Origin of the sequence: Actinophytocola sp. (genome assembly GCF_035762905.1) — a bacterium.
Lineage (GTDB): Bacteria > Actinomycetota > Actinomycetes > Mycobacteriales > Pseudonocardiaceae > DASYTH01.
Genome location: NZ_DASUCC010000126.1, coordinates 15,812 through 40,805, shown reverse-complemented (window position 1 = coordinate 40,805; position 24,994 = coordinate 15,812). Strand labels below are relative to the sequence as shown.

General features: G+C 70.5%; 28 protein-coding genes. 9 read left to right on the top strand and 19 right to left on the bottom strand.

The window, feature by feature from the left end; all coding sequences use genetic code 11:
- Positions 1–26: 26 nt before the first annotated feature.
- The 3 genes from VFV67_RS26545 to VFV67_RS26535 are packed head-to-tail and all read right to left on the bottom strand — an operon-like array spanning position 27 to position 1,950.
- Entirely contained in the window at positions 27–848 is an 822-nt protein-coding gene (locus tag VFV67_RS26545) for a flagellar hook-basal body complex protein (RefSeq protein WP_326473376.1), read from the bottom strand.
- Positions 849–903: 55 nt separating this feature from the next.
- Positions 904–1,308, bottom strand: a complete 405-nt coding sequence (locus tag VFV67_RS26540; RefSeq protein WP_326473375.1) for a flagellar hook assembly protein FlgD — start codon at positions 1,306–1,308, stop codon at positions 904–906.
- A gap of 15 nt (positions 1,309–1,323) precedes the next feature.
- Complete coding sequence (locus VFV67_RS26535) at positions 1,324–1,950, bottom strand: flagellar hook-length control protein FliK (protein ID WP_326473374.1); 627 nt, start codon at positions 1,948–1,950, stop codon at positions 1,324–1,326.
- A 93-nt stretch (positions 1,951–2,043) separates the two neighbouring features.
- Here VFV67_RS26535 and VFV67_RS26530 point away from each other — a divergent pair, with 93 nt between their 5' ends.
- Positions 2,044–2,778, top strand: coding sequence for a hypothetical protein (locus tag VFV67_RS26530; RefSeq protein ID WP_326473373.1), 735 nt, complete (start codon positions 2,044–2,046; stop codon positions 2,776–2,778).
- On the opposite strand, the gene VFV67_RS26525 is transcribed toward VFV67_RS26530, so the two are convergent.
- From VFV67_RS26525 to VFV67_RS26460, 14 genes are all read right to left on the bottom strand, one after another.
- Positions 2,730–3,689 (bottom strand): transglycosylase SLT domain-containing protein, encoded by a 960-nt coding sequence (locus VFV67_RS26525; protein ID WP_326473372.1) that lies wholly within the window; start codon positions 3,687–3,689, stop codon positions 2,730–2,732. The genes VFV67_RS26530 and VFV67_RS26525 overlap by 49 nt on opposite strands.
- Positions 3,686–4,108 carry a flagellar FliJ family protein gene (locus VFV67_RS26520; protein ID WP_326473371.1) on the bottom strand — a complete coding sequence of 141 codons (423 nt, stop codon included), beginning with the start codon at positions 4,106–4,108 and terminating at the stop codon, positions 3,686–3,688. Before VFV67_RS26520 ends, VFV67_RS26525 begins: the two co-directional genes overlap by 4 nt.
- Positions 4,108–5,424, bottom strand: coding sequence for a FliI/YscN family ATPase (locus VFV67_RS26515; protein WP_326473370.1), 1,317 nt, complete (start codon positions 5,422–5,424; stop codon positions 4,108–4,110). Before VFV67_RS26515 ends, VFV67_RS26520 begins: the two co-directional genes overlap by 1 nt.
- Before the next feature lie 91 nt (positions 5,425–5,515).
- A complete protein-coding gene (locus tag VFV67_RS26510) occupies positions 5,516–6,169 on the bottom strand; it encodes a FliH/SctL family protein (protein WP_326473369.1) in 654 nt (217 codons plus the stop codon).
- Positions 6,162–7,181, bottom strand: a complete 1,020-nt coding sequence (fliG, locus tag VFV67_RS26505) for a flagellar motor switch protein FliG (RefSeq protein WP_326473368.1) — start codon at positions 7,179–7,181, stop codon at positions 6,162–6,164. Before fliG ends, VFV67_RS26510 begins: the two co-directional genes overlap by 8 nt.
- Positions 7,182–7,184: 3 nt before the next feature.
- Entirely contained in the window at positions 7,185–8,813 is a 1,629-nt protein-coding gene (fliF, locus tag VFV67_RS26500; RefSeq protein ID WP_326473367.1) for a flagellar basal-body MS-ring/collar protein FliF, read from the bottom strand.
- The gene (locus VFV67_RS26495; RefSeq protein WP_326473366.1) at positions 8,810–9,121 is read right to left on the bottom strand and encodes a flagellar hook-basal body complex protein FliE; all 312 of its coding nucleotides are present in this window, start codon (positions 9,119–9,121) and stop codon (positions 8,810–8,812) included. Before VFV67_RS26495 ends, fliF begins: the two co-directional genes overlap by 4 nt.
- The gene (locus tag VFV67_RS26490; RefSeq protein WP_326473365.1) at positions 9,118–9,507 is read right to left on the bottom strand and encodes a flagellar basal-body rod protein FlgC; all 390 of its coding nucleotides are present in this window, start codon (positions 9,505–9,507) and stop codon (positions 9,118–9,120) included. Before VFV67_RS26490 ends, VFV67_RS26495 begins: the two co-directional genes overlap by 4 nt.
- A 2-nt stretch (positions 9,508–9,509) precedes the next feature.
- Positions 9,510–9,857: a flagellar basal body rod protein FlgB gene (flgB, locus tag VFV67_RS26485; protein ID WP_326473364.1), complete on the bottom strand. Its 348-nt coding sequence runs from the start codon at positions 9,855–9,857 to the stop codon at positions 9,510–9,512.
- 137 nt (positions 9,858–9,994) lie between these two features.
- Positions 9,995–10,324, bottom strand: a complete 330-nt coding sequence (locus tag VFV67_RS26480) for a hypothetical protein (RefSeq protein WP_326473363.1) — start codon at positions 10,322–10,324, stop codon at positions 9,995–9,997.
- A 13-nt stretch (positions 10,325–10,337) separates the two neighbouring features.
- Positions 10,338–10,739, bottom strand: a complete 402-nt coding sequence (fliS, locus tag VFV67_RS26475; protein WP_326473362.1) for a flagellar export chaperone FliS — start codon at positions 10,737–10,739, stop codon at positions 10,338–10,340.
- A 27-nt stretch (positions 10,740–10,766) separates the two neighbouring features.
- Positions 10,767–12,053 (bottom strand): flagellar filament capping protein FliD, encoded by a 1,287-nt coding sequence (fliD, locus tag VFV67_RS26470; RefSeq protein ID WP_326473361.1) that lies wholly within the window; start codon positions 12,051–12,053, stop codon positions 10,767–10,769.
- Between the two features lie 89 nt (positions 12,054–12,142).
- A complete protein-coding gene (locus tag VFV67_RS26465) occupies positions 12,143–13,009 on the bottom strand; it encodes a flagellin (RefSeq protein WP_326473360.1) in 867 nt (288 codons plus the stop codon).
- An 81-nt stretch (positions 13,010–13,090) separates the two neighbouring features.
- Positions 13,091–13,963 (bottom strand): sigma-70 family RNA polymerase sigma factor, encoded by an 873-nt coding sequence (locus tag VFV67_RS26460; protein WP_326473359.1) that lies wholly within the window; start codon positions 13,961–13,963, stop codon positions 13,091–13,093.
- A 190-nt stretch (positions 13,964–14,153) separates the two neighbouring features.
- On the opposite strand from VFV67_RS26460, the gene VFV67_RS26455 reads away from it, so the two are divergent.
- The 6 genes from VFV67_RS26455 (at position 14,154) to VFV67_RS26430 (ending at position 17,979) form a co-directional block, all read left to right on the top strand.
- On the top strand, positions 14,154–14,636 hold the full coding sequence (locus VFV67_RS26455; protein ID WP_326473358.1) for a flagellar protein FlgN: 483 nt from the start codon (positions 14,154–14,156) through the stop codon (positions 14,634–14,636).
- Positions 14,636–16,012, top strand: coding sequence for a flagellar hook-associated protein FlgK (flgK, locus tag VFV67_RS26450; protein ID WP_326473357.1), 1,377 nt, complete (start codon positions 14,636–14,638; stop codon positions 16,010–16,012). Before VFV67_RS26455 ends, flgK begins: the two co-directional genes overlap by 1 nt.
- 2 nt (positions 16,013–16,014) lie before the next feature.
- A complete protein-coding gene (flgL, locus tag VFV67_RS26445) occupies positions 16,015–16,899 on the top strand; it encodes a flagellar hook-associated protein FlgL (RefSeq protein WP_326473356.1) in 885 nt (294 codons plus the stop codon).
- A 20-nt stretch (positions 16,900–16,919) separates the two neighbouring features.
- Positions 16,920–17,327, top strand: a complete 408-nt coding sequence (gene fliW, locus VFV67_RS26440) for a flagellar assembly protein FliW (RefSeq protein ID WP_326473355.1) — start codon at positions 16,920–16,922, stop codon at positions 17,325–17,327.
- Positions 17,328–17,343: 16 nt separating this feature from the next.
- Complete coding sequence (csrA, locus tag VFV67_RS26435; RefSeq protein ID WP_326473354.1) at positions 17,344–17,586, top strand: carbon storage regulator CsrA; 243 nt, start codon at positions 17,344–17,346, stop codon at positions 17,584–17,586.
- Positions 17,587–17,733: 147 nt separating this feature from the next.
- The gene (locus tag VFV67_RS26430) at positions 17,734–17,979 is read left to right on the top strand and encodes a hypothetical protein (RefSeq protein ID WP_326473353.1); all 246 of its coding nucleotides are present in this window, start codon (positions 17,734–17,736) and stop codon (positions 17,977–17,979) included.
- A gap of 11 nt (positions 17,980–17,990) precedes the next feature.
- Here VFV67_RS26430 and VFV67_RS26425 read toward each other — a convergent pair whose 3' ends face one another.
- Complete coding sequence (locus tag VFV67_RS26425; RefSeq protein ID WP_326473352.1) at positions 17,991–18,701, bottom strand: response regulator transcription factor; 711 nt, start codon at positions 18,699–18,701, stop codon at positions 17,991–17,993.
- The gene (locus VFV67_RS26420) at positions 18,698–20,560 is read right to left on the bottom strand and encodes a PAS domain-containing sensor histidine kinase (protein WP_326473351.1); all 1,863 of its coding nucleotides are present in this window, start codon (positions 20,558–20,560) and stop codon (positions 18,698–18,700) included. The genes VFV67_RS26425 and VFV67_RS26420 overlap by 4 nt, the downstream gene beginning before the upstream one ends.
- A 222-nt stretch (positions 20,561–20,782) precedes the next feature.
- On the opposite strand from VFV67_RS26420, the gene VFV67_RS26415 reads away from it, so the two are divergent.
- On the top strand, positions 20,783–22,594 hold the full coding sequence (locus tag VFV67_RS26415) for a PAS domain-containing sensor histidine kinase (RefSeq protein ID WP_326473350.1): 1,812 nt from the start codon (positions 20,783–20,785) through the stop codon (positions 22,592–22,594).
- Between the two features lie 29 nt (positions 22,595–22,623).
- The gene (locus VFV67_RS26410) at positions 22,624–24,993 is read left to right on the top strand and encodes a phosphoketolase family protein (RefSeq protein WP_326473349.1); all 2,370 of its coding nucleotides are present in this window, start codon (positions 22,624–22,626) and stop codon (positions 24,991–24,993) included.
- Position 24,994: the final 1 nt, after the last annotated feature.

Here is a 24,994-nt window from a genome sequence, read left to right as displayed (position 1 = left end):
AGCCGAACCCGGCCCTGGCCAGTGGGTTATCGCTTGAGGTTCATCAGGTCCTGCAGCAGCTCGTCAGAGGTGCTGATGACCTTGGAGTTGGCCTGGAAGCCACGCTGGGCGATGATCAGCCCGGTCAGCTCCTGCGCCAGGTCCACATTGGACATCTCGAGGGCGTTGCTGATGACCTCGCCGGTGCCGTTCTGGCCGGCCGTGCCGACCTGCACCGCGCCGGAGTTGACCGTTTCGCGGTACAGCGAGCCGCCGGCCTTCTCCAGGCCGCCCGGGTTGGCGAAGTTGGCGATGGCGATCTGGCCGATGGCCACGCTGGTGCCGGCCGCAGTCAGGCCGGTCAGGGTGCCGTCGCTGGCGACGCTGAAGCTGCGGTACAGGGCCGAGTCCACCACCAGCGGCTGCAGCGGGTCGGTGGCCGGGTTGTTCGGCGCCATCCAGCCCTGCACCAGGCCGCCGTCCGGGGTGACCAGCTGGCCGGTGGCGTCGAAGTTCATCGCGCCGGCGCGGGTGTAGACCTGCTGGCCGCCCGCGTTCACCACGAAGAAGCCGTCGCCCTGGATCAGCATGTCCTCGTTGCGACCGGTGACCTGGGTGGCGCCCTGGCCGAAGTTGGTGTTGATGCCGGCGGTCCGCACGCCGAGGCCGACCTGCGCCGGGTTGGTGGCGCCGGTGTTGGCGCCCGGAGCGGTGGCGCCGCGCAGCGTCTGGCTCAGCGCGTCGGCGAAGACCACCTGCGAGGACTTGAAGCCGGTGGTGTTCACGTTGGCGATGTTGTTGCCGGTGACGTCCATCATCTGCTGGTGGCCGCGCAGACCGCTGATGCCGGAGAACAGCGAACGGAGCATGGTTATTGCCTACTTTCTTTCTTGGGATGGAGGAGTGTGGTCTTTCCGGGGTGGATCAGTCGGTCTGGGTGCGACCGAGGATCCACTGCAGCGGGATGTCGGTGCCGTCGATCGTCACGGTGGGCGAGGTGCCGAAGTTGGCACCGGTGACGTTGCCGGTCAGCTTGGCGCCGTCGGCGTTGAGGTAGCGCACGGTGTGCCCGACCAGCCCACTCGCCTCGGTGGACAGTGCCGAGGCGAGCATCTCGGACTGCGACCGTGCCAGCGAGGTCAATGTGTCCACAGTAGACAGCTGGGCGGTCTGCGACATGAACGTGGTGGCATCGCTCGGGTTGGTCGGATCCTGGTACTTCAGCTGCGCGACGAGCAGCTTCATGAAGTCGTCCGAAGTCATCCCGCTCATGCCCTGCGGGCGCTGCTGCTGGGTTGCCGGCGTGCTGCCGTTGATCGGGCTGGTCATGGCTTCTCTCCTGGATCAGGCGTGCAGGTCGAGCACGCCGGCGGTACGGGAACGGACGGGGGTCGCGGCGACCGGCTCGGGTGCGGCCGGGCCGGCGAGCGGCTCGGTGGCCGCGGGCCGCTGCCAGTGCGGCGGGCGGCGGTCCTCCCGGGCCCCGCCGGTGCCGGTGTTGAGCAGGCACGAGTCGAACCCGGCCCGCTCCAGCTCGCGGCGCAGCTCCGGCAGTGCGGCCCGCAGCGCCTCGCGGGCGCCTTCGGTGGCCCCGCCCAGGTCGAGCTGGATGTCGTTGCCCCGCACCTGTGCGGTGACGGTGATCGGGCCGAGGTCGACCGGGTGCAGGTGCACGGTCAGCTTGTGCTCGCCGTCCCGGGAGCGCAGCGGCACGATCTCGGCGGCCAACTGCTCGGCGGGCGGCGGGGCGGCGGCCGGTTCGGTCCGGGCCGCCGGGGCGACCGCGGCCGGCTGCTGGGCCGGCGCCGGCGAGACCGGCAGCGGCTGCCCGGCCACCGGCCCACCATCCACAGTGGACACAGTGCCCGTGGCAGGGCCGTCGGCCGTCCCGGAGTGGAACTCCATCCACAGCGAACCATCCGGGACGGCCGACGGGTCTTCGAGGTGGCCGGCCGCGGGAGAGGCGGCCACCGGGGAACCGGCCGGCACGGAGCCGACCGGAAGCGGTGTGGGTGCAGCATCGGACGGCACGGACGCCGAGCCGGCCGGCGCGGTGCCAGCAGCTTGACCGAAGCCAGCAACCTGACCAGCACCAGCGCCCTGACCGGTACCAGCAGCTTGACCGAAGCCAGCAACCTGACCGGCGCCAGCAGCCAGACCGGTGCCAGAAACCTGACCGGCACCAGCCATCTGACCAGGAACAGCCACCTGACCAGCGCCAGCCATCTGACCGGCGCCAGAAACCGGACCGGTGCCAGCAGCTTGACCGAAGCCAGCAACCTGACCGGCGCCAGCAGCCAGGCCGGCGCCAGAAACCTGACCGGGACCAGCCATCTGACCAGTGCCAGCCATGTGTCCGGTGCCAGCATCTTGACCAGGGCCAGATATGTGACCGGTGTCAGATATGTGACCGATGCCAGCCATCTGACCGGGGCCAGCGACCTGACCGGTGCCAGCATCTTGACCGGGGCCAGCGACCTGACCGGCGCCAGCGGCCGGGCCGATTCCCGAGGTCAGGTCGGCGGTCAGGCTGGTGCCGGCCGTCAGGCCAGTGCCGGTGCCGGCGGCCGGGCCGGGTCCGGTGGCCAGGCCGGCGGCTGGGTCGGTGACGACGGCCGGGGGCACGGTGCCGGTCAGGGCCAGCAGGAGCGACTCGAACGCGGTCGCCTGCTCGGCGGTGTCGGCCGGCGTGTCGGCCGGGCTGCCCGGGGTGGCGGGTGCCGGCTTCGGGCCGAGGGTCAGGGGCTGGGTCATGCCGCCGCTCCCGAGCTCAGGTTGGCCATGATCTTGCGCACGTAGTTCTGGGTCTCCTGGTACGGCGGGATGCCGTTGTGCTTCTGCACCGCGCCCGGGCCGGCGTTGTAGGCCGCCAGCGCCAGCGGCACCGAGCCGAACTTGTTCAGGTGGCCGGACAGCAGCCGGGCGGCGCCGTCCACGGCCTGGGTCGGGTCCATCGGGTTGACGCCAAGCCCGGCCGCGGTGGCCGGCATGATCTGCATCAGCCCGCGGGCGCCCGCGCCGCTGACCGCGTTCGGGTTGTAGTTCGACTCCTGCTTGGCCACGGCCGAGAGCAGGCCCTGCGGCAGGCCGTACTTGGCGGTCGCCGCGGTGAACAGGTCGGCGTACGGGCCGCTGCCGCCGGACGCGGCCGGGGCGGCGGCGGTCACGCCGGTCGCGTTGGGCACCACCCGGCGGATGGCGGTCGGCGTCTCGTAGACGTTCTGCACCCGCACCGAGGCACCCGGCTCCGGGGCGTGGATCATCTTGCCGTCGCCGACGTAGATGCCGATGTGCCGGACCGGGCTGCCGAACGCCAGCAGGTCACCCGGCTGCGCCTGGTCCAGGCTGGCCACCGGCTGGCCGACCTTGGCCTGGTCGCGGCTCACCCGGGGCAGGTCGATGCCGAGGTCGCCGTAGACCCGCTGAACCAGACCCGAGCAGTCCAGGCCGGTCTTCGGGTCGGTGCCGCCCCACACGTAGGGCACGCCGATGTACTTCTGCGCGCCGCTGACCACGTCGGATCCGGCCACGCCGTTCTGGGCGACCACGCCGGTCGCGCCGTTGTCCCCGGCCCGGCCGAGCGCGGAGGTCAGCATGGCGGCGAAGTCGTTGGCGGACTTCGTGTCCGCCGACTGCACGGGCCGAAGCTGGGTCGGCAGCAGGTTGTTCAGCTGCTGGATCCGCGCGGCGATATCCGTGATTGCGTTCATCGTGCCTCTCCGGTCCGCCGGCCGGTGGCCAGGTCGTCCACTACTCGTTGTTCGGTGGCCAGTTCGTGCTGCCGGTGCGCCGCGGCGGCCCGCTCGACCAGCTTCTCCACGCTGCGCCGGCGCTGGGACGCCGCGAGCAGCCGGTCCCGGCTGACATCCGCCTCGGCCCGAACGGACCGCTCGGCGGCGGTGGCCGCGGACAGTGCGTCGACCAGCGCCCGGCCGGCCGCCACCGAGGCCAGGAAGCCCGTGTTGGAGCCGTCGTCCGGTCCGGACCAGCGGTCCACCGCCCCGGCCCGTTCGGCCGTGCGGGAGCTGGCCTCGTCGACCTCGGCGTTGGCCCTGGCCACGTCGCCGCGGGCCACGTCCTCCTGGACCCGGCGGGCGCGCAGCACCGCGACAAGTCTCGATGCGACCATCAGTGAATCTCCCCGTTGTGCAGTAGTGCGGAAAGCTGCTGCCAGGACTGCTCGGCGGGCACCTGCTCGTCGATCTCCTGGCGGAGGAAGTCGTTGATCCGCGGCCACAGGGCCAGCGCCCGGTCCGCGTCGGCGTTGGTGCCCGGCACGTAGGCGCCGATCTCCACCAGCTCGCGCACGTCCCGGCGGGCGGCCAGCAGCCGGCGCAGCTCGTTCAGGTCGGCCCGCTGCTCCGGCGTGGTGACCTTGCCGGTCACCCGGGACACCGACTCGAGCAGCTCGATGCTCGGGAAGTGGCCTGCGGTGGCCAGCCGGCGGTCCAGCACCACGTGTCCGTCCAAAATGGACCGGGCGGCGTCGGCGATCGGCTCGTTGTGGTCGTCGCCCTCCACCAGCACCGTGTAGAGGCCGGTGATGCTGCCGACCGGCGCCGGGCCGGCCCGCTCGAGCAGGGTGGGCAGCAGGGCGAACACCGACGGCGGGAAACCCCGGGTGGCCGGCGGCTCGCCGGCCGAAAGGCCGACCTCGCGCTGCGCCATGGCGATCCGGGTGAGGCTGTCCATCATCAGCAGCACGTCGCTGCCGCGGTCGCGGAACCACTCGGCGATCCGGGTCGCCACGAACCCGGCGCGCAGCCGCACCAGCGGCGGCTGGTCCGAGGTGGCCACCACGACCACCGAGCGGGCCAGGCCCTCCGGGCCGAGGTCGTGCTCCAGGAACTCACGGACCTCCCGGCCGCGCTCACCGATCAAGGCGACCACGTTGATCTCGGCCGCGGTACCCCGGGCGATCATGGACAGCAGGCTGGACTTGCCGACGCCGGACCCGGCGAAGATGCCCACCCGCTGGCCCTGCCCGACCGGCACGGCGGTGTCCATGGCCCGGACGCCGAGTTGCATCGGCTTGCTGATCAGGTCGCGCTCCAGCGCCGACGGCGGGGGCAGGTCCACCGGAACCCGGACCACCTCACCGAGTGGCGGGCCGCCGTCCATCGGCCGGCCGAGCCCGTCGAGCACCCGGCCGCGCAGCGACTCGGCCACGCCGATCTGCAACGGGCGGCCGGTGTTCACCACCGGGTTGCCGATCCCCACGCCGCCGAGCGGACCGAGCGGCAGGCACACCACCCGGTCGGTGTCCAGCGACACCACCTCGGCAAGCAGGTCCGCCGACCCGCCGATCCGGACCAGGTCGCCGACCCGGGCCGGCAGACCGGCCACCGAAACGGCCAACCCGACCACGCCGGAAACCCGGCCGAACACCTGCGGTCCGGTCACGAACCGCACGCCGGCCAGCCGCTCCTTGACAATCGGAATCATGACGGCACCTCGCAAGCTCGGTGCCGCATATCCCCGCCGCCTCGCAGGCTCGGCGCCGGGGCAGTGTCGATTCGTTCGCTCGCAAGCTCGCTCATGAGGCCAGTTCCTTCCGCACCCGGGCCAGCGCCCCGGCCACCGTGACCTCGACCGTGCTCACCGCGTTCGTCGCCACGGCGTCGCCAGGAGCCAGGTCCGGGTCGGCGACCAGGGAAACCTCCTGGACCCCGACCACGTCGCTGAAGTCGGTGGCGGTCAGCTCGGTGTGGTCGTCCGGGTTGAGCCGCACGGTCACCGCGGGACCGGTCACCGGAAGCTCCTTCAGCGCCCGGGCGACGGCGTTGCGGGTGATCGCCAGCACGTCGGCGGACAGCGCGGCACCCAGAATGGCCTCGGCCAGGTCGATCGCCTCGGCCACGATGAACTCGGTGATCTCCTCGGTGCGCTGCACGGTCACCGTGCGCACCTCACCGGAGGACGAGGCCAGCGCCCGCAGGCTGCGCTTGGCGAGCTGGTCGCGCCTGCGCAGCATCTGGTACATCTCCTGCTCGGCCCGGCGGCGGGCGGCGTTGGTGCTCTCCCGCGCCTCCCGCATGCCCTGGGACCAGCCGACGGCGTAGCCCTCGGCGCGGGCGATGGCGGCGACCGAGTTGGTGCCCTGGGTGTCCGAGGCGACCGCACCGACCTGGTAGGGAACGGCGGTCTGGGCGACCTCGGGCGACACGACGGCCGCGTTCCAGTCAGTCAACGAACTCGTCATCATCACCTCGCCGCAGCACGAGCTGACCGGAGTCCTCCAGGCTGCGGATCACCGAGATGATCTTGGCCTGGGCCTCCTCCACGGTGCGCAGTCGAATCGCACCCAGCAGCTGGATCTCCTCGAGCAGGTTCTCCGCGGCCCGTTCGGACAGGTTGTGGGTGACCTTGTCCCGCACGTCGTCCCGCACGCCCTTCAGGGCGGTGGCCAGATCCACCGGCTCCACCTGACGCAGCAGCAGCTGAATCGAGCGGTCGTCGATGTGGACCAGGTCGTCGAACATGAACATCTGGCTGCGGACCTCGTCGGCCAGGTCCGGCGCGCGCTCGGCCAGACCCTCCAGAATGGACCGCTCGGTGACCCGGTCGGACCGGTTGATGATGTCCACCAACGGCTTCACGCCGCCGATCGTGGACAGGTCACTGGGCTGCAGCAGCGAGGAGACCTTGCGCTCGATGATGGCCTCGACCTTGCGGACCACCTCCGGCGAGGTGCGGCTCATGGTGGCCACCCGCAGCGCCACGTCGCTCTGCCGCTCGGCGGACAGGCCGGAGAGCACCATCGAGGCGAGCTGGGCGGGCATGTGCGCCACCACCAGCGCGATGGTCTGCGGGTGCTCCTCGGCCAGGAACGACAGCACCTGGCGCGGGTCGGCCCGCTGCAGTGAGCGGAACGGCGCCTCCAGCATGCTGGCCGACAGCCGGCCGACGATCTCCTCGGCCCGGTCGGCGCCGAGCGTCTGCACCAGCAGGTCGCGGGCGTAGTCCATGCCGCCGTGCGCGATGTGCTTGCGCGCCCGGGCCATCGCGTGGAACTCCTCGAGCACGGCGCTGGTGACCGCGCGGTCCACCGTGCCCAGCCGGACGATCTCCGCGGAGAGCGCCTCCACCTCGGCCTCGCGCAGCCGGGCCATCAGCTTGGCCGAGCCCTCCTTGCCCATCTGCAGCAGCAGCACCGCCGCCTTGCGCAGCCCGGCCGGGGACGGCCGCAGGTCCGTTGCCATGGATCAGGCTCCCGTCGTCGTCAGCCAGCTGCGCAGCAGCCGGGCTACCTCGTCGGGCTGGTCGTCCACCAGCGCCTCGATCTCCTTGAGCTTGTGCTCCTCCGGGCCGTTGTCCGGCTCGACCGGACCGGCCGGCAGCTCCGCCACCGGGCCCCCGGTGGAGATCAGCTTCGCCTGGTGCTCCGCGGCCTTGATCTCCTCGGCGATCCGGCTGCGCTCCAGCTCGGCCTTGAGCTCCTCGAGCTTGCGCAGCTCGGCCCGGTTGACCGCGTTGCGCTTGCGCCTGCGGCGCGCGGCGATCCAGGTGATCAGCAGCAGCACCAGCACGCCGGCCGCCACGATCCCGGTCTTGATCAGCGAGTACAGCTGGTCCTCGTTCTCCGCGGCCTGGGCCGCGGCCAGCTCCTGCTGGTTGGCCTCCGCCGCGCTCTGGTCGAACGGCATTCGCGACACCGCGATCGTGTCGCCGCGGGTGCTGTCCAGCCCGACGGCCGAGGAGGCCAGGTTCTCGATCGCCCCCATGTCCACGGTGCCCGCGGTGGTCGAGTCGAGCAGCACCGCCACACCGAGCTTGCGCACCTTGCCGGGCGCCGACTTGCGGCTCTCGATCACCGAGTTGACCGCGTTGTCCCGGACCGACTTCTCCTGTTGGTAGTTGCCGTTGCCGGTGCTGCCGCCGGTGATGCCGTTGATCTGGCCGAGCAGACCGCCATTGGCGGTGCCGTTGCCGTTGTAGGTCTCGTTGGTGTTGCTCTCCGAGAGCGGTTCCGCGTTCGGGTCGCTGGTGTAGATCTGGCTCTTGCTCTCCACCTGGTCGAAGTCCAGGTCGGCGGTCACCTTGACCACCGCGTGCTCGGCGCCGACCACCTGGGTGAGCATCTGCTGCACCGAGGTGCTCATCCGCTGCTCGAAGGCCTGGGTCTGCTGCTCGTGCCCGGAGGTGGCGCCGGCGCCGGTCTGGCCGGGCGCGGCGAGCACGGTGCCGTCCGAGTTGGCCACCGTGACGTCGTCCGGGTTCAGTCCCTCCACACTGGACGCGACCAGGTTGACCACGGCCTGCACCTGCTCGGGGGCGAGCTGCTTGCTGCCGTTGGACTGCACCATCACCGCGGCGGTGGGCTTGCTCGCCTCGTCGGAGAACACGTCCTTCTTGGGGATGGCCAGGTGCACGGTGGCGTTGGCCACCCCGTCGATGGACTTGATCGTCTTGGTCAGCTCCCCCTCCAGCGCGCGCTGGTAGCCGACCTGCTGCATGAACTCGGAGGTGGTCACGCCCTGCTGGTCCAGCAGCGCGTAGCCGGTGTCGCTGTCGGCCGGGAGTCCGGCCGAGCTCATCTGCAGCCGCAGCTGGTAGACCTGGTCTTTGGGCACCATGATCGTCTGACCGCCGTCGGTCAGCTCGTAGGACGTCCCGGCCGAGTCCAGCTTCTCCACGATCGCACCGGCGTCCTTGGCCGCCAGGTTCGAGAACAGCGGCGCGTAGTCCGGTTTGGACGACCACGCGATGAACGCCACCACGCCGGCGACGATGGCCAGCACGCTGGCCGTCACCACGATCTTCTGCCCGAGGGAGAACGCCTTGAAACCGCCGACCACTCGCCGGCCCAGCACCAGAAAGCGGTCAAGGTTCATGCTTGCAGCCTCATGATCTCGTTGAAGGCGTCAACGGCCTTGTTGCGCACCGCGACGGTCAGCTGAGTGGTCAGCGAGGCCTCGGTGGCGGCGGCCAGGTATTCCTGCGCGTCGGCCAGGTCGCCGGAGGCGGCCTGCACGGCCAGTTCGTCGGCCCGGTTCTGCACCTGCTCGGTGTTGTTGATCGCTTTGCCGATCAGCTCACCGAACCGGTCGCCGGAGCCGGTGGCCGACGAATCGTCGGCGGTGATGCGGGCCAGTGGTGCGGGCGGTCCGGCGACCGCGCCGATGGCGTCTATCGCGCTCATACGTTCTTCCCCAACTGCAGTGCGGCCTGGTAGGAATTGGTGGCCCGCTCGGCGGCCGCCAGGTTGGCCTGGTAACCGCGCTGGGCCATGATCAGGTAGCCCATCTGGTCGGCCAGGTCCATGTCCGGGACCTTGACGTTGCCCTGCTCGTCGGCCAACGGGTGGTTCGGGTCGTAGACCACCCGGCCGGCCGCGTCGCCGGCCTCGATCCCGGTGACCGTGACACCGCCGCCCTTGACCGCGGACGCGCGCACGAACCGCTCCTGGAACGCGTCCCCGTTGGTCGGCGACACGTTGTTGATGTTGGAGAGGTTGTCCGAGACCGCGTCCAGCCACTTGCGATGGACCGCGACGCCGGTGGTGGCGATGTGGAGACTGTCGAACATGTCTAGCGCCCGCCCTTCAACACGGTGCTGACCAACTCGTACTTCTCGTCGAGCGCGCGCAGCATTAGCTGGTAGCGCAGGCCGGTGTCCATTGCGGACAGCGTCTCCTCGTCGAGGTTGACGTTGTTGCCGTCCTGGCGCGCGGCCAACGGTGAGTCGGCGTAGGTGGGGGTGACCCGGGAGGTGTCGCCGGACTCGACGGCGTTGCGCAGCGCGTCTTCGAACTCGACCCGCACGGCGGTGAAGCCCGGGGTCTGCAAGTTGGCGATATTGTTGGCGGACACGCGCTGTCGGGTGGACAGGCCGGTCAACGCCGATCGCACCGCGCTGGACGCGAGGTCGTCGAACACGACAAAGCTCCTCGTTTTTTCGTTCCTGGTGTGCCGATCCGTGGCTATCAGGGCTGAGCTGTCCGTGCTCCTACCGAAGAGATCGGCGGGGATGCCTCGCGGCTGAGAACTATCGCGTTACCGTCCAGTGAGGACGGTCACATGGCGCAGTCGACGTAGTTGGGCCGGGGCGCGCCGCGGCCGTCGTCGATCCGGCCGAGCATCGCGGCCTGCCGGGCGGTCCCGGTCATGATCGCGGCGATCCGCTCGGCGACGGCGAGCTGGCGGGCCAGCACCTGGTCGGCCCGCGGCCGCAGGTCGACCGGCAGCGGCCCGAGGCCGGCCGGCGGGCGCCAGGGGTCGACGGGGGGCAGCGAGCGGAGCTGGTGCTCCTCGGCGAGCAGCGCCTCGACGGTGGCGACGTCTTCCTCGAGCCGGTCGAGGGCGGCCGCCCAGGTCTCCTGCCAGGTCGCGGGCACGGTGCTCATCGGCTCGGTCCGCTCAGGCAAGAGCACGCAGCTCGGCGGGTGCGTGCGGGTTGCTCCCCAGGGCCTCGCGCCAGGTGTCGCGCAGCGGCCGCACCGTGGCCAGGCAGGCGGACACCCGGTCGGGCTCCTGCCGGATGTTGGCCTTGAGCAGCTCACCGATCAGAAAGGTGTAGATGCCGGACAGGTTCGCCGCCCCGTCCCAGCCGTCGAGGCGCAGCGAACCGCGCAGCTCCATCAGGATGTCCTGGGCGTGCACCAGCGCATCCGAGGCGGGCTCGCGCTCGCCCGCGAGCAGCGCCGCGTGCGCGCGCTCCAGGTCAAGGCACAGCCGGTCGTAGAGCATGACGAGCAGCCGGGCCGGAGAGGCGGTGGCGATCGTGTCCGTCAGGTAGCGCAGCCGCACGGGTGCCGACATGGTGGGTGTCCCTCGCTTCGGTCCGGGCTAGGAGTTCGGCAGGCCGGCGAGCTGGCCGGCGAGCCAGGAGGACTGGTCCTTCAACTTGCCCAGCGCCACTTCCAGCCCGGAGTACTGGCGCTGGAGGCTGGCCTTCTTGGCCGTCAGCCGGGCGTCCCAGGCGAAGATCTCGTTGTTCATCCGGCGCACCGAGGTCTGCACGCCCTGGATGGCCTGGGTGATGCGACCGTCGGTGGAGTTGGTCGCCCTGTTGGCCATGGTCTCGTAGGTCTTGGCGAACCCGGTGCTGACCGTGCTCTGCAGCTTGGCCGGGTCGGCCTGGTAGGCCGCGAGGAACTTCTCCCGGTCGAACTGCACGACGCCGTAGCGGTCCAGTTGCACACCGATCGGGGCCAAGCTCTCCGGCCGGACGCCTGCGCCCTTGTCGATGCCGCTGCTGATGCCCGAGAGCAGCTCGCCGCGCAGGCTGCGGACCAGCGAGTCGGCCTGAAGGGCGCCGCCGCCCTTGCCGCCGGTGCCGGGCGCACTCTTGGTGTTGATGTCGGTGACCGTCGCGTTGATCGCGGTCACCAGCGCCTGCATGGCGTCGGCGAGTTTGTTCACGTCCGGGGCGGAGCTCACGGTGACACCGGTCTCGATCTTGTTGACCTTGATGGTCACCCCGGGAATGAGGTCCTTGAAGGTGTTGTCCGCGCTGGTGATCCGGTGCGCGCCGACCGCGATCTCGGCGTCCGCGCCCGCGGTCTGCACGACGACCGGGTCGGTCAGGCCGGTGATGGTGAAGGCGCTCGCGGCCCCGGTGGTCTGCGCGGAGAACTGCAGCACCGGTCCGGTGGTGGTGTTCAGCACCGCGGCCCGCACGCCGAGCTTGGCGTTGTTGACCGCGTCCGCCACCCCCTGGGCGGTGTTGGTGCCGACGGTGATCGTGGTGGTCTTCCCGCCGATGGTCAGGTCGATCGACCCGCCGGCGGCCGGCGCACCGGAGCCGGTCGAGGTGGCCACGTGCGCGGCGGCCAGCCGGACCACGTCGAACGTGGTGGAGCCGGCCTGCCCGGTGGCCCCAGCCGAGGCGGTGACCGCGTCGGTCGAGCTTGTCGCGGTCACCGCCTGCCAGGTCGTGGCGGTGGTGAGCGCCTGGGCGGCATTGCGCACGGCCATCATGCGCGCGTTGATCGCCTGGTAGGAGCTCTGCACCGTCTGCTGGGCGCTGACCTGGTTCTTGAGCCTGGTCTGCGGCATGGCCTCGAGCTGCATGAGCTGCGAGATGATCGAGGTGGTGTCCAGTCCGGTAACCAGACCGTCGACGCTAGCCATGGGTGATCATTCCTCCGCTTTAGACCAGGAAAAGGCGGACCGGGCGGGGTCGGGGTACTCCCGCCCGGTCCACGTATCAGGGACTGAAATCAGCCCCGCAGCAGCTGCAGCACGGACTGCGGCGCCTGGTTGGCCTGAGCCAGCATCGCGGTGCCCGCCTGCGACAGGATCTGCGACCGGGTGAACTTGACCATCTCCTGAGCCATGTCGGTGTCGGTGATGGCCGACTTCGACGCGGACAGGTTCTCAATCTGAACATTGAGGTTGTTGATGGTGTGCTCGAACCGGTTCTGGTACGCACCGAGGTTGGCGCGCGCCGTGGACAGGTCCGTGATCGCCGTGTCGAGCGTGGTGATCGCGGCGTCCGCAGCACCAACGGCGATCAGGTCGATCGCGTCGACGCCCAGCCCGGCGGCGTCGAAGCCCTGCGCGGTCAGGTCAACGCTGATCGACTCGCCGGAGTTGGCGCCGACCTGGAAGGTGCCGTTGTAGGCCTGGTCGAGCAGCTTCTGGCCGCCGAAGGCGGTGGTGTCCGCGATCCGGTCCAGCTCGTCGATGAGCTGGGTGACCTCGGTCTGAGCCGCCGTCCGGGCGTCGGTGTCCTGCGAACCGGCGTTGGCCGCCTGGACCGCCAGGTCACGCATGCGCTGCAGGATCGCACTGGTCTCGGTCAGAGCACCGTCGGCGATCTGCACGACGTTCACGCCGTCCTGAGCGTTGCGCGCAGCCACGGTCAGGCCGCCGATCTGAGCCTGCAGGCCCTGGGAGATCGACAGACCGGCAGCGTCGTCGGCCGCCTTGTTGATGCGCAGGCCAGAGGACAGCTTCTCCAGCGAGCTCTGCATCATCTTGTCGTTCGACGACAGGTTGCGGTACGCGTTCATCGCAGCGATGTTGCTGTTGATACGCAGACTCATGATGATTTCCTCCTTGAATTGAGTCCGTTTCCGGTCCATCCGTGGCCCGGCAAACATGTCATCGGCTCGTGCGGTTCCGGGCTGAGAAAACCCGCCGACGACTTTTGGATTTTTTTCGGGTCAGCCCAACTGGTTGACGGGAACACCGTCAAGACTGGTGTGCGCGAGCCGGGTGCGCAGCACGCTGGTGGCGGCGATCGCGGCGTAGTAGGAGGCGCGGCGGCGGGCGGCGCAGCCGTCCGGCTTGGCCGGCGTGTCGACCAGCTCCGGGGCCAGCTGCGCGTTGATGCCGTCGCGCAGCAGGGCGGTCGCCTCGGCGCGCAGCTGGGACACCCGCGACTCGGTGACCTCGAGCTCCTCGGCCAGCTCGGCCATCGGCCGGGACTGGAAGTAGTAGGCCTCGATGACCCGGCGCAGCCGCTCCGGCAACGCCGAGATCGCGTCGTGCAGGTAGCCGATCCGCTCGCGGTCGATCAGCACCTCCTCCGGCGACCGGCGCCGCTCGACGACCGCGACCTCCGCGCCGCCCGGGCCCTCGCCGGCGATGCCCTGCAGGCTCAGCACGACCGAGCGCTGCACGTCGTCGCGAATGGACACCACCTCGGTGATGTCGGTCTCCATCTGCGTGGCCAGCTCGATGTCGTTGGGGGTGCGGCCGTGCCGGGCGACGAACTGGTCGCGGGCCTGCTCCATCCGGCGGGCCTTGCCGCGCACCGAACGGGACGCCCAGTCCAGGCCGCGCAGCTCGTCCAGCAGCGCGCCGCGCACCCGCATGGTGGCGAACGCGGTGAACGGGATGCCGCGCTCCGGATCGAACGCGCGGGCCGCGTTCACCAGCGCCTCGGAACCGGCGGAGAACAGATCCTCGCGGCGGACATGCGCAGGTACCCTGGCCAGGATCTCCCGCACGAGGTGCCCCACCAGCGGCAGGTTTGTCTCGATGGCCACGTTGGCGTCGAACGTGGTGGGGGCAGCGGTCCTGATCTGCAGCATGAGCGGTTTCCTCCCGATGGCCTCCGGGCTCGACCGCCCGGTGATGTCGAGAGTCGGGGCTCACGGGTGTATTTCCGCTGCTCATACGGTTGCCGCTCGGTGGCAGGGGCGCGAGCGCTCAGGTCCACCCACGCCGTGCCGATGGTGCGTAGGACGACCGCCCGTGCACGCACCGAGGAGGGCACACCGGATGAGTCTCATGGAGACGTCGAACATCCTGTGGCGGCAGCGCGAGCTGCTGTCCATGCTGCTGTTCAAACTGGACGCGGAGAGCCTGATCCTGACCGCGGGCCGCACCCGCTGGCTGGGCTCGGCGACCTACGAGGTCGAGCTGGTGCTCGAGCAGGTGCAGGCCAACGAGGTGTTCCGGGCGGCCGCCTTCGACGCGGTCGCGGCCGAATACGGGCTGCCGGCAGCGGCGAGCCTTGCCGACCTGATCGCCGTGCTCGACGAGCCGTGGCGGGAGACCTTCGCCGAGCACCGCAAGGCGCTGGTCGGCCTGGCCGCCGAGATCGACGCGGCCGTGCGGGCCAACCGGGAGCTGCTCACCTCGGGCCAGCGCGCCGCGCAGCAGGCGCTGGCGCTGGTCAACGGCGCGACCGGAATGTATGGACCGGACGGAAACCTGGCCGCCGCGAGCGGTGGCGCCCGACTGATTGACGAGGCTGTCTGATGAGCACCTTCTCCGGACTGAACACCGCGCTGTCCGCGCTCAAGGCGCAGCGCCGCGGCCTGGAGCTGACCGGCCAGAACATCGCCAACGCCAACACCGAGGGATACAGCCGCCAGCGGCTGGAGACCACCGCGGTCGGCGGCACCGCGGTCCCGGCCCTGTGGGCCACCCCGAACCCGTACGACGGCGGGGTGAACGTGCTTGGCACGGTCCGGATGCGGGACGTGTACCTGGAGACCCGGGCGCACACCGAGCACGCCCGGCAGGCCCTGCTGAACAGCCGGACCGACGCGCTGCTCGACATCGAGTCGACCTTCGACGAGCCGAGCGACTCCGGCCTGCAGGCCCGGCTCGGCCAGCTGTGGGGCGGCTTCACCGACGTCGCCGACTCGCCCGGTGACTCGGCCGCCCGCAACCAACTGCTGGTGCGTGCCCAGATCGTGGCCACCTCGCTGAACACCATGGCCACCGGGTTCGCCACCCGGTTCGAGGCCCAGCGGCACGGGCTGACCGACACGATCACCGACATCAACACCGCGGCCACCAAGCTGGCCGACCTGAACGACAAGGTGGTCAAGGCCCAGGCCGCCGGCCTCGAGGCCAACGAGCTGATCGACCAGCGGGACGTGCTCGTGCTGCGGCTGACCGAGCTGGCCGGCGCGACCACCTCCCGCAACCCCAACGGTTCGGTGGACCTCCAGCTCGGCGGCGCGGCGCTGGTGACCGGAAGCACCGCGCGGGCCCTGACCCTCACCGGCTCGGCGACGCTGGCCGGGCAGGCCGGCGACCCGGTCACGGTGCGCTTCGCCGACGACGGCACGGCCGTGCCCGGCGCGGGCGGCAAGACCGGCGCGGCGGTCGAGGCCCTGAACGTCACCCTGCCCGGTTACGCCGCGGCCATGGACAACGTCGCGGCCATGCTGGCGAACAGCATCAACGCGGTGCAGCAGGGCGGGTACACCACGACCGGCACGGCCGGCGTGCCGTTCTTCAGCGGCACCACGGCGGCCACCATCAAGGTCGCCATCACCAACCCCGACGACATCGCCGCGTCGTCCGACCCGACCCTCGCGCTGGACGGCGGCAACGCCGACAAGCTCGCCGAGCTGGGCCGGGCCGCCGGCGGCGTCACCGACACCTACGCCGCGGTGGTGGCCCGGATCGGCATCGAGACGAACACCGCCACGCAGCTTTCCGAGACCCAGAACGTGATCACCGCGCAGGTGGACTTCGCCCGGCTCTCGGTGGCGGGCGTGAACATCGACGAGGAGCTCACCTCGATGCTCGCCTACCAGCGGTCGTACCAGGCCGCGTCCCGGGTGATGACCGCGGTCGACGAGCTGCTGGACACGCTGATCAACAGGATGGTGAGGTAGCCATGACGTTCCGGGTTTCCGAGCAGTCGATGTCGGCCAGGGTGCTGACCGGACTGCAGCGCAACCAGACCCGCCTCGAGCAGCTGCGCGAGCAGATGGCCAGCGGCAAGCAGATCTCCAAGCCGTCGGACTGGCCGACCGGCGCCGCCCAGGCGCTGCGGCTGCGCGGCGACCTCTCCGCCAAGGACCGCTACATGCGCAGCGCCACCGATGGCGTCTCCCGCCTGGAGACCGCCGAGGGCGCGCTGAACACCGCGAGCAGCATGCTCAACCGGGCCAGGGATCTGGTGCTGCAGGGCATGTCCTCGCCCGCCTTGGAGAACCCGATCGCCCGCGAGGCGATCGCCGGCGAGCTCGCCGGGCTGCGCGACGGGCTGCTGTCCGTGGCCAACACCACGTTCCTCGGCCGCCCGGTGTTCGGCGGCACCACCGCCGGCAGCACGGCGTTCGACACCACCGGCAGCTACGTCGGTGACAGCGGTGAGGTGCTCCGCCGGATCGCCGACAACGTGCAGGTGCGGGTGGACGTGCCGGCTTCGGCCTTCGGCACCGGCGCCAACCAGCTCTTCGGGGTGCTCGACTCGATCGTGGCCAACCTGCGCGGCAACCCGTCCGCGGTCGGGTCCGACCTCGATCGGTTGGATTTGGGGATCGAGAGCGTCAACTCGGCGCTCACCGCCGTGGGCACCCGTTACAGTCAGCTCACCGCGGCCAGTGACGCCGCCGGCGCTCAGTCGGTGCGGCTGGGCTCGGAGCTGTCCGAACTCGAGGACATCGACCTGGTGAAATCGATCATCGATCTACAGAGCCAGAGCGTCGGGTACGAGGCGGCGCTCGGCGCCACCGCGAAGGTGACCACGCCCTCACTGCTGGACTTCTTGCGGTGAATCGGGGAGGAAACGCCACGATGACCCGCATCGATCCCGCGTCCACAGAGGATCTGCCGACCATCGAGTTCAGCACACCCATGCCCGGCTTCCCGGAGCACCGCACGTTCGTCCTGGTCGGCTCCGGCGAGGACGAACCGGTGTTCACGCTGTGCTCGGTGGACGAGCCGGCGCTGCGGTTCATCGTGGTGCCGCCCGCCCCGTTCTTCCCGGACTACGCCCCGGAGATCGGCGACCAGGTGCTCGAGCAGCTGGCCACCGCCAAGGCGGACGACCTGCTGGTGCTGCTCGTGGTCACCGGCGGCGACACGCCGGCGCAGGCCACCGCCAACCTGCTGGCGCCGGTGGTGGTCAACCGGGCGACCCGGCGTGCGGTCCAGGTCATCCTGTCCGAGGATCTCCCTATCCGGGCGCCGCTGCTGCCCTGACCGGAAGGACCGCCCCATGCTGGTGTTGACGCGCCGTACCGGTGACAGCATCCGGATCGGGGACGAGGTCACGGTCACCGTGCTGGACATCCGGGGCGACGTGGTCCGGCTGGGCATCCAGGCGCCCCGCTCGGTGGCCGTGCACCGCGACGAGGTCTACCGCGAGCTGCGCCGGGCCAACGAGGAGGCGGCCGTGACCGACGACACCGTCGCGGCCGGACTGTCCGCCATTCTCCGGCAGGCCAAACCCCGGAACTGACCGGCGTTACCCGCCGATTCGTGTGTTCCCAATCTCATCGGTTACTCCCCAGGTGCGCCACAGGTGCGGGACGGTTGCAGGGGCTCCCGGGCCCTTTCCATCCACCTTTTCCGTTGCCACTATTGAATCTCGAAGGGAGCGTGCACGATGACTATGGTGTTTCTGATGATGGTTCCGGTGATCGCCGTTGTGGCCTTCCGGCTGAGCAAGGCCAGCGGGACCGTGGACCGCATTCTGGCCGAGGAGCTCGGCACGCGCGAGACCGTCACCGCCGCCGTGGCCGCCACCGCGGCCGCCAACATCGCCGCCGCCAACGCGCTGCGCTCGGCCAAGTCGTTCGACATCCGGGCCATCCTCGCCGAGAAGGGTGCGCGCTGCGTCGGGAGTAACTAGTGGACCCCGCGTCAGCCCGGCCGGTCGTAGCGGTATCCGACCCCGCGCACGGCCTTGATCGGCGACGACGTCCCGGCGTTGTCCCAGCCGAGCTTGCGACGCAGCCGCAGTACCGCGAACTTCACCCGGTCCGGCGCCAGTCCGGTCGGATCGTCCCAGGCGTTGGCCAGCAGCTGCTGCGCCGACAACACCGCCCCGGCGTGCTTGACCAGCACGTTGAGCAGCCGGAACTCGGTGTTGGTCAGCTGCACCTCCCGCTCCCCCGCATCCGTGTTGACGTGCACCGCCCGCGCCTTGCGGTTGATCCGCACCAGCCCGTCGTCGTAGTAGTCGGCCCAGTCCGCGGCCTGCTCCGCCGGGCGCGCCGACCTGCGCAGCAGCGCCTCCGCCCGGGCCAGCAGCTCGTTGTTGGTGAACGGCTTGGTCACGTAGTCGTCCGCCCCGGCCCGCAACCCGCGCACCTTGTCCGACTCCTGGCCGTGCGCGCTGATCATCAGCACCGGCAGATCGGCCAGGTCCCGGATCCGCTCCAGCACGGTCCAACCGTCCATTCCGGGCAGTCCGATGTCGAGCAGCACCAGGTCCGGCTTCTCCTCGTGCACCATGCGCAGCCCGGTCCGGCCGTCGGAGGAGGAGATGAACTGGTATCCGGCGCGCTCGAACACCAGCCGCAGGGCGAGCACGATGTCCGGCTCGTCCTCCACCGCGAGAATCTTCGTCATGGCGCACTCCCTTGGTCGGGCAACGTGATCCGCACGGTGGTACCCACGTCCACCACACTGCGAATGTCCAACGTGCCGCCGTGCAGCTCGACCAGCTCCCGGCAGACCGCGAGCCCGATGCCGCTGCCCGGAATCCCGGCGGACAACGCGTTGGAGCCGCGCTTGAACCCCCGGGTGATCGAGGTCAACTCCCCCTCCGGGATGCCGATCCCGGAGTCGGCCACCTCGATGGTCCACCGGTCGCCGTGGTGACCGGCCCGCACCTGCACCGTGCTGCTCGCCGGACTGAACTTGATCGCGTTGCCGACCAGGTTGTCGATCACCTGTTGCAGCCGGTTGGGGTCACCGGACAGATCCGGGCCGGGCAGCGCCACGCACAGCAGGGTGATGCCGGCCTCCTCGGCCTCGATCTGGTGCTGGGCCACCGTGTCGGTGACCAGCTGGGCGAGGTCCAGCGCCCGGGCGCGCAGCGGATGCTGCCCGCTCTCCAGCCGGGCCAGCAACAGCAGGTCGTCCACCAGGGTCAACAGGCGTTTGGTGTTGCGGGCGATCACGTCGCAGGCACTCTGCTGGCCCTCGTTGAGCGGCCCCATGTGCGGATCGCCGAGCAGTTCGGCGAAGCTGAGCACGGCGGTGAGCGGGGTGCGCAGCTCGTGCGAGACGGTGGCCAGGATCCGGTTCTGCACGGCCTCGTCCGGCTGGTCCTGCCGCCGGGAGATGTCCAGGCTGACGTCCAGGAACGCCCACAGCGAGCCGAGGCTGGCGCCGCCGTCCTCCAGCGGTGCCCGGCTGAGCTCCACCACGCGCCCGTCGGCCAGGTCGAGCTGGGTGGCCCGGCGCTTGTTGGCGGTGGTGTAGGGCCGCAGGCGGCGCGCCACGCCCGGCTCGTCCAGGCAGATCGCCGCGACCGCACGCAGCGCGTCCTCCTGGTGCGCGCCGATCCACCCGCCGGCCCGGGTGCCGAACAGCCGGGTGAAGTGGTCGTTGACCAGCCGGATCCGGCCGCGCTCGTCCACCACCAACAGCGCGCTGAGCGCGCCGTTGACCAACTCCCGGGTGCGCGCCCGCTCGGCCCGCTGCTCGGTGACGTCCTCCCCGTACAGCACCACCGAGTGCACGCCGGGCGCGGAGAGCAGGTTCACGAACGTCGTCTCCAGCACCCGGCTGCCGCCGTCCGCGGCCCGCACCCGCAGATCCACGGTGTGGTCGGTGCGCCGGCCGGTGAGCACCTCGACGTAGGCGCGCAGGGCGGCGGTGCGGTCCCTGGGGTCCACCAGCGACAGTGGCGCCTGGACCGGGACGAACGAGCGTGGGTAGCCGAGCACCCGGGTCATCGCGTCCGAGCGCACGACCCAGCTTTCCGGCATGAGCTGGACCACAATGGACCGGCCATGTCGCAACAGCCATTCGCTCGGACCGTCGGCCGGCCGGCCGCCCGCACTGGTGGCCGACTCGATCACGGTGAGCGCCGAGGTCAGCCGGTGCAGTTGCCCGGGGCCGACCCAATCGTCGTCGCCGGGCCGGGCCAGATCGACCACGAGCAGGTCCGGGCCGACGCCGCGGGACGACGCCCCGATCAGATGGCGCTGCCGCTGCCCCGCCCAGGAGGAGACCTGGGTGGCCGTCGGGGTGCGCTGACCGGGCAGGTCGCGGCTGGCGTCCCAGATGGACGCCACGGTGCGCGGTCGCCGGGAGACGGCGTGGATGCCTTGTGTGGCGCGCAACACCGCCGCCAGCTCGTCCAGCGGGTCGTCCGTCTGGTTCGGACCGGACAGCAGCTCGGCCGCCTTGACCACGAGGTCGACGACCTGAACGGCGGCCGCATCGGCGCGCACCGTGCTGCGGTTCGGTTCGCTCACCCGCGCATCCCCTTTGTGCACCATTGGCCGCGCGATTCCTGGCGTGCTCTTCCGTTCAAGGTACGACCGCTCCGCACCCCAGGCACTACCGATCTGCAGTGGTGTTCTTGGTTCACTCGAAAGGACATGTGCATGGCGCGTGGTCGGGCAATTGTGCGACGACTCGCGGCTTAGAATCCACTATGTACCACGTTCGAGTGAAGCCGAGGAGGTGATATCGAAGTGGAACAGGAGTTGGTCGAGACCTGGCCGGAACCGCTGGCCAAGCGGATCGGCGCGCTGCTGGCCACGCTGGCCGACTCGGCCCTGCCCGGCACGGTCGTCGTGCCCGAGGTGGTCCGCGGCCTGCGCTCCGTCCCCGGTATCACCGGTGCCCGGCTGACCGAACGGGACGAACGGCTCGACGCCTTCCCCACCAAGATCACCATCGGCCCGGCACACGTGCTGCACCTGAAGGGCCCGAACTCGGTCCGCCCGGACGTGGTGCAGGCGCTCGGTCTGCTGGCCGAGGCGATGGCCGTGCGGCTGTGGGAGATCGGGCCCGCGGACGTGGTCATCGAGCCGGCCCCCAGCGAGACCCCGCACCCCGACGACCAGCTCGAGTTCTTCCGCGCGCTCGGCCGGCACGCGCCGTTCCTCATCGCCGTGCACGACCCCGACGGCACCGCGCGCTGGTCCAGCCGGGGCGCCCCGTCCATCGAGGGCCTGGCGATGGCGCCGGAGCGGGTGCACCCGGACGACCGGCGCCGGCTGGCCGAGCTCCGCCAGCAACTCGTCGCGGAGTCCGGCGACCACGCCGAGGTGGACGTCCGGCTGTTCGGCGCCGACGACCAGTGGCGGCACGCACACGTGGTGATGCGCAACCTGTGCGACAACCCGGCGGTGCGCGGCGTGGTCAGCTATGCCAACGACGTCACCTACCTGCGCGAGACCGAGTACAGCCAGCGGGTCGGCTCGGCCCGGCTGCGCACCCTGATCGACGCGATCGACGTGGCCATCCTGGTGGTCGACGAGAACATGCGGCTGGCCGAGATCAACCCCAAGGCACTGCAGATCATGCGGTTCCAGGCCCCGTTGCAGGCGGTGATCGGCTGCTCGGTGGCCGAGCTGGCCGAGCTGGCCGAGCGCGGCCTTGCCTCCCGCGAGGTACTGCGGATCGCCGCCGACTTCGCCGACCGCAGCATCTCCGGCCGCAAGCCGGTCTACGGCGAGGAACTGCACTTCCCGGACGGCGTGGTGATCGAGGCGGACTACCTGCCGATCGACATCGACGGTGTGATCCGCGGCCACTTCCTGGTCGGCCGGGAGGTCACCGGCCGGGTGGCCGCGCAGCACGCCCTCGAGGCGCGCAACCGGGAGCTGGCCGACCTCGCCCTGCTCAAGAACGAGTTCCTGGCCACCGTCTCGCACGAGCTGCGCACCCCGCTGACCGCCGCGTCCAGCCTGCTGGAGCTGCTCGACTCGGACGACAGGGCCACCCCGCTGTCGGTGGACATGGTGGACGCGCTGCGCCGCAACAACACTCGGCTGCTCAGCATCGTCGAGGACCTGCTGCTGCTGGCCCGGTTCGAGGCCGGCCAGCTACCGCTGGAGACCCGACGGGTGCCGATCGGCTCGGTGCTCGGCGAGGGGCTCGCCGCGCTGCGGACCGAGGCCGCCCAGTACGGGGTGTCGATCGTGGAGAAGTTCGACGACGCCGACGTCACGCTGGAGGCCGACCCGCACTGGCTGTACCGCATGATCCGGTACGTGGTGTCCGGCTCGTTCGCCTCCGGCCGGCCGGCCTCGCGGATCTTCCTGCGCGGCGAGCTGGGCCGCCGGTACTGGACGCTGACCGTGTCCGGCGACACGCTGCGCACCGCGGACCATCTCTCGGCCGGCGACGAGCGCGCCCGGATCGGCATCGGCCTCGGCCTGACGCTGGCCAGGGCGATCGCCCGCCGGCACGGCGGCGAGCTGCGGATCGCCGGCAGCGCCGAGGGCGCGGCGGTGCGGATCTCCCTGCCCACCTCACCCACCGCTGACGATGTGTGACCCCTAGCCGGGTATGGAAGCCTGGCGGTATGACCGAGGTGGCCAGGGCCGGGATAGACCAGACGGAGCTCCGCCGGATCGACACGGCGTGGCGGGCGGCGAACTATCTGGCCGTCGGGCAGATCTACCTGTTGGACAATCCCCTGCTGCGCGAGCCGCTGCGGGCCGAGCACATCAAACCGCGGCTGCTGGGGCATTGGGGCACCACGCCCGGGCTGAACTTCCTCTACGCCCACCTCAACCGGCTGATCCGGCTGCGGGACCTGGACATGATCTACGTGATCGGGCCCGGGCACGGCGGGCCGGGGCTGCTGGCGCACACCTGGCTGGAGGGCAGCTACTCCGAGTGCTACCCGGAGGTGTCCCGGGACGAGCGCGGGATGCGGGCGCTGTTTCGTCAGTTCTCCTTCCCCGGCGGGGTGCCCAGCCACGTGGCGCCGGAGGTGCCCGGCTCCATCCACGAGGGCGGTGAGCTGGGCTACTCGTTGGCACACGCCTACGGCGCGGCTTTCGACAACCCGGACCTGATCGTGGCCTGCGTGATCGGCGACGGCGAGGCGGAGACCGGGCCGCTGGCCACCAGCTGGCACGGCAACAAGTTCCTCGACCCGGTGCACGACGGGGCGGTGCTGCCGATCCTGCACCTGAACGGCTACAAGATCGCCAACCCGACCGTGCTGGCCCGGATCCCGCACGAGGAGCTGGACGCGCTGCTGCGCGGCTACGGCTACGCGCCGCACTACGTCACCGGGTCCGATCCGGAGTGGATGCACTCGGACATGGCGGCCACGCTGGACACGGTGGTCGACGAGATCCGGCGGATCCAGGACGACGCCCGGTCCGGGGCCGACGGGGTCCGGCCGCGCTGGCCGATGATCGTGCTGCGCTCACCGAAGGGCTGGACCGGTCCGTCCGAAGTGGACGGAGTGCCGGTGGCCGACACCTGGCGGTCCCACCAGGTTCCGCTGGCCGGCGTCCGGGACAATCCGGAGCACCTGGCAGCGCTGGAAAGCTGGCTGCGCTCGTACCGGCCGGAGGAGCTGTTCGACGAGGCCGGTCGTCCGGTCGCCGACGTGCTGTCCGCGGCGCCCGCCGGTGACCGGCGGATGGGCCGCAACCCGCACGCCAACGGCGGGCTGTTGCTGCATCCGTTGGCGATGCCCGACTTCCGGGAGTTCGCCGTGGCCGCCGAGCCGCCCGGCGGTGCCACCTCGGAGCCGACCAGGGTGCTCGGCCGGTTCCTGCGCGAGGTGATGCGGGCCAACACCTCCGCCCGCAACTTCCGGATCTTCGGGCCGGACGAGACCGCGTCCAACCGGCTCGACGCGGTGTACGAGGTCACCGGAAAGCAGTGGCAGGCCGAGGTTCTGCCGGTCGACGAGCATCTGTCCCGGGACGGCCGGGTGGTGGAGATGCTCTCCGAGCACATGTGCCAGGGCCTGCTGGAGGGTTACCTGCTCACCGGCCGGCACGGGCTGTTCTCCTGCTACGAGGCCTTCATCCACATCATCGACTCGATGTTCAACCAGCACGCGAAATGGCTCAAGACCAGCAAACAGCTGCCATGGCGGCGGCCGATCGCGTCGCTGAACTATCTGCTCACCTCGCATGTGTGGCGCCAGGACCACAACGGTTTCTCCCACCAGGACCCGGGTTTCATCGACCATGTGATGAACAAGAAGGCCGAGGTGATCCGGGTATACCTGCCGCCGGACACCAACACCCTGCTGTCCGTTGCCGACCACTGCCTGCGCAGCCGGGACTACGTCAACGTCATCGTGGCCGGCAAGAACGAGGCGCCGAACTGGTTGCCGATGGACGAGGCCGTCCTGCACTGCACTCGCGGCGCCGGCATCTGGGACTGGGCCAGCAACGACGACGGCCAGCCCGACGTGGTACTCGCGTGTGCCGGCGACGCACCGACGCTGGAGATCATGGCCGCCACCGCGCTGCTGCGCGAACACCTGCCCGAGTTGCGGGTGCGCGTCGTCAACGTGGTCGACCTCATGCGCCTGCAACAACACACCGAACACCCGCACGGCATGACCGACGCCCAGTTCGACGCCCTGTTCACGGTGGACCGGCCGGTGATCTTCGCCTACCACGGCTACCCCTGGCTCATCCACCGCCTGACCTACCGGCGCTCCAACCACCACAACATCCACGTCCGCGGGTACAAGGAGGAGGGCACCACGACGACGCCGTTCGACATGCTGGTGCTCAATGACATGGACCGGTTCCGGCTGGTGATCGACGTGCTGGACCGGGTGCCGCGGCTGGGCGCGCGGACCGCGTTGCTGCGCCAGCAGATGGAGGACATGCGGGCACGGCACCATCAGTGGATCCGGACCTACGGCGAGGATCTGCCGGCGGTCCGGGACTGGACCTGGCCGGCCTGAG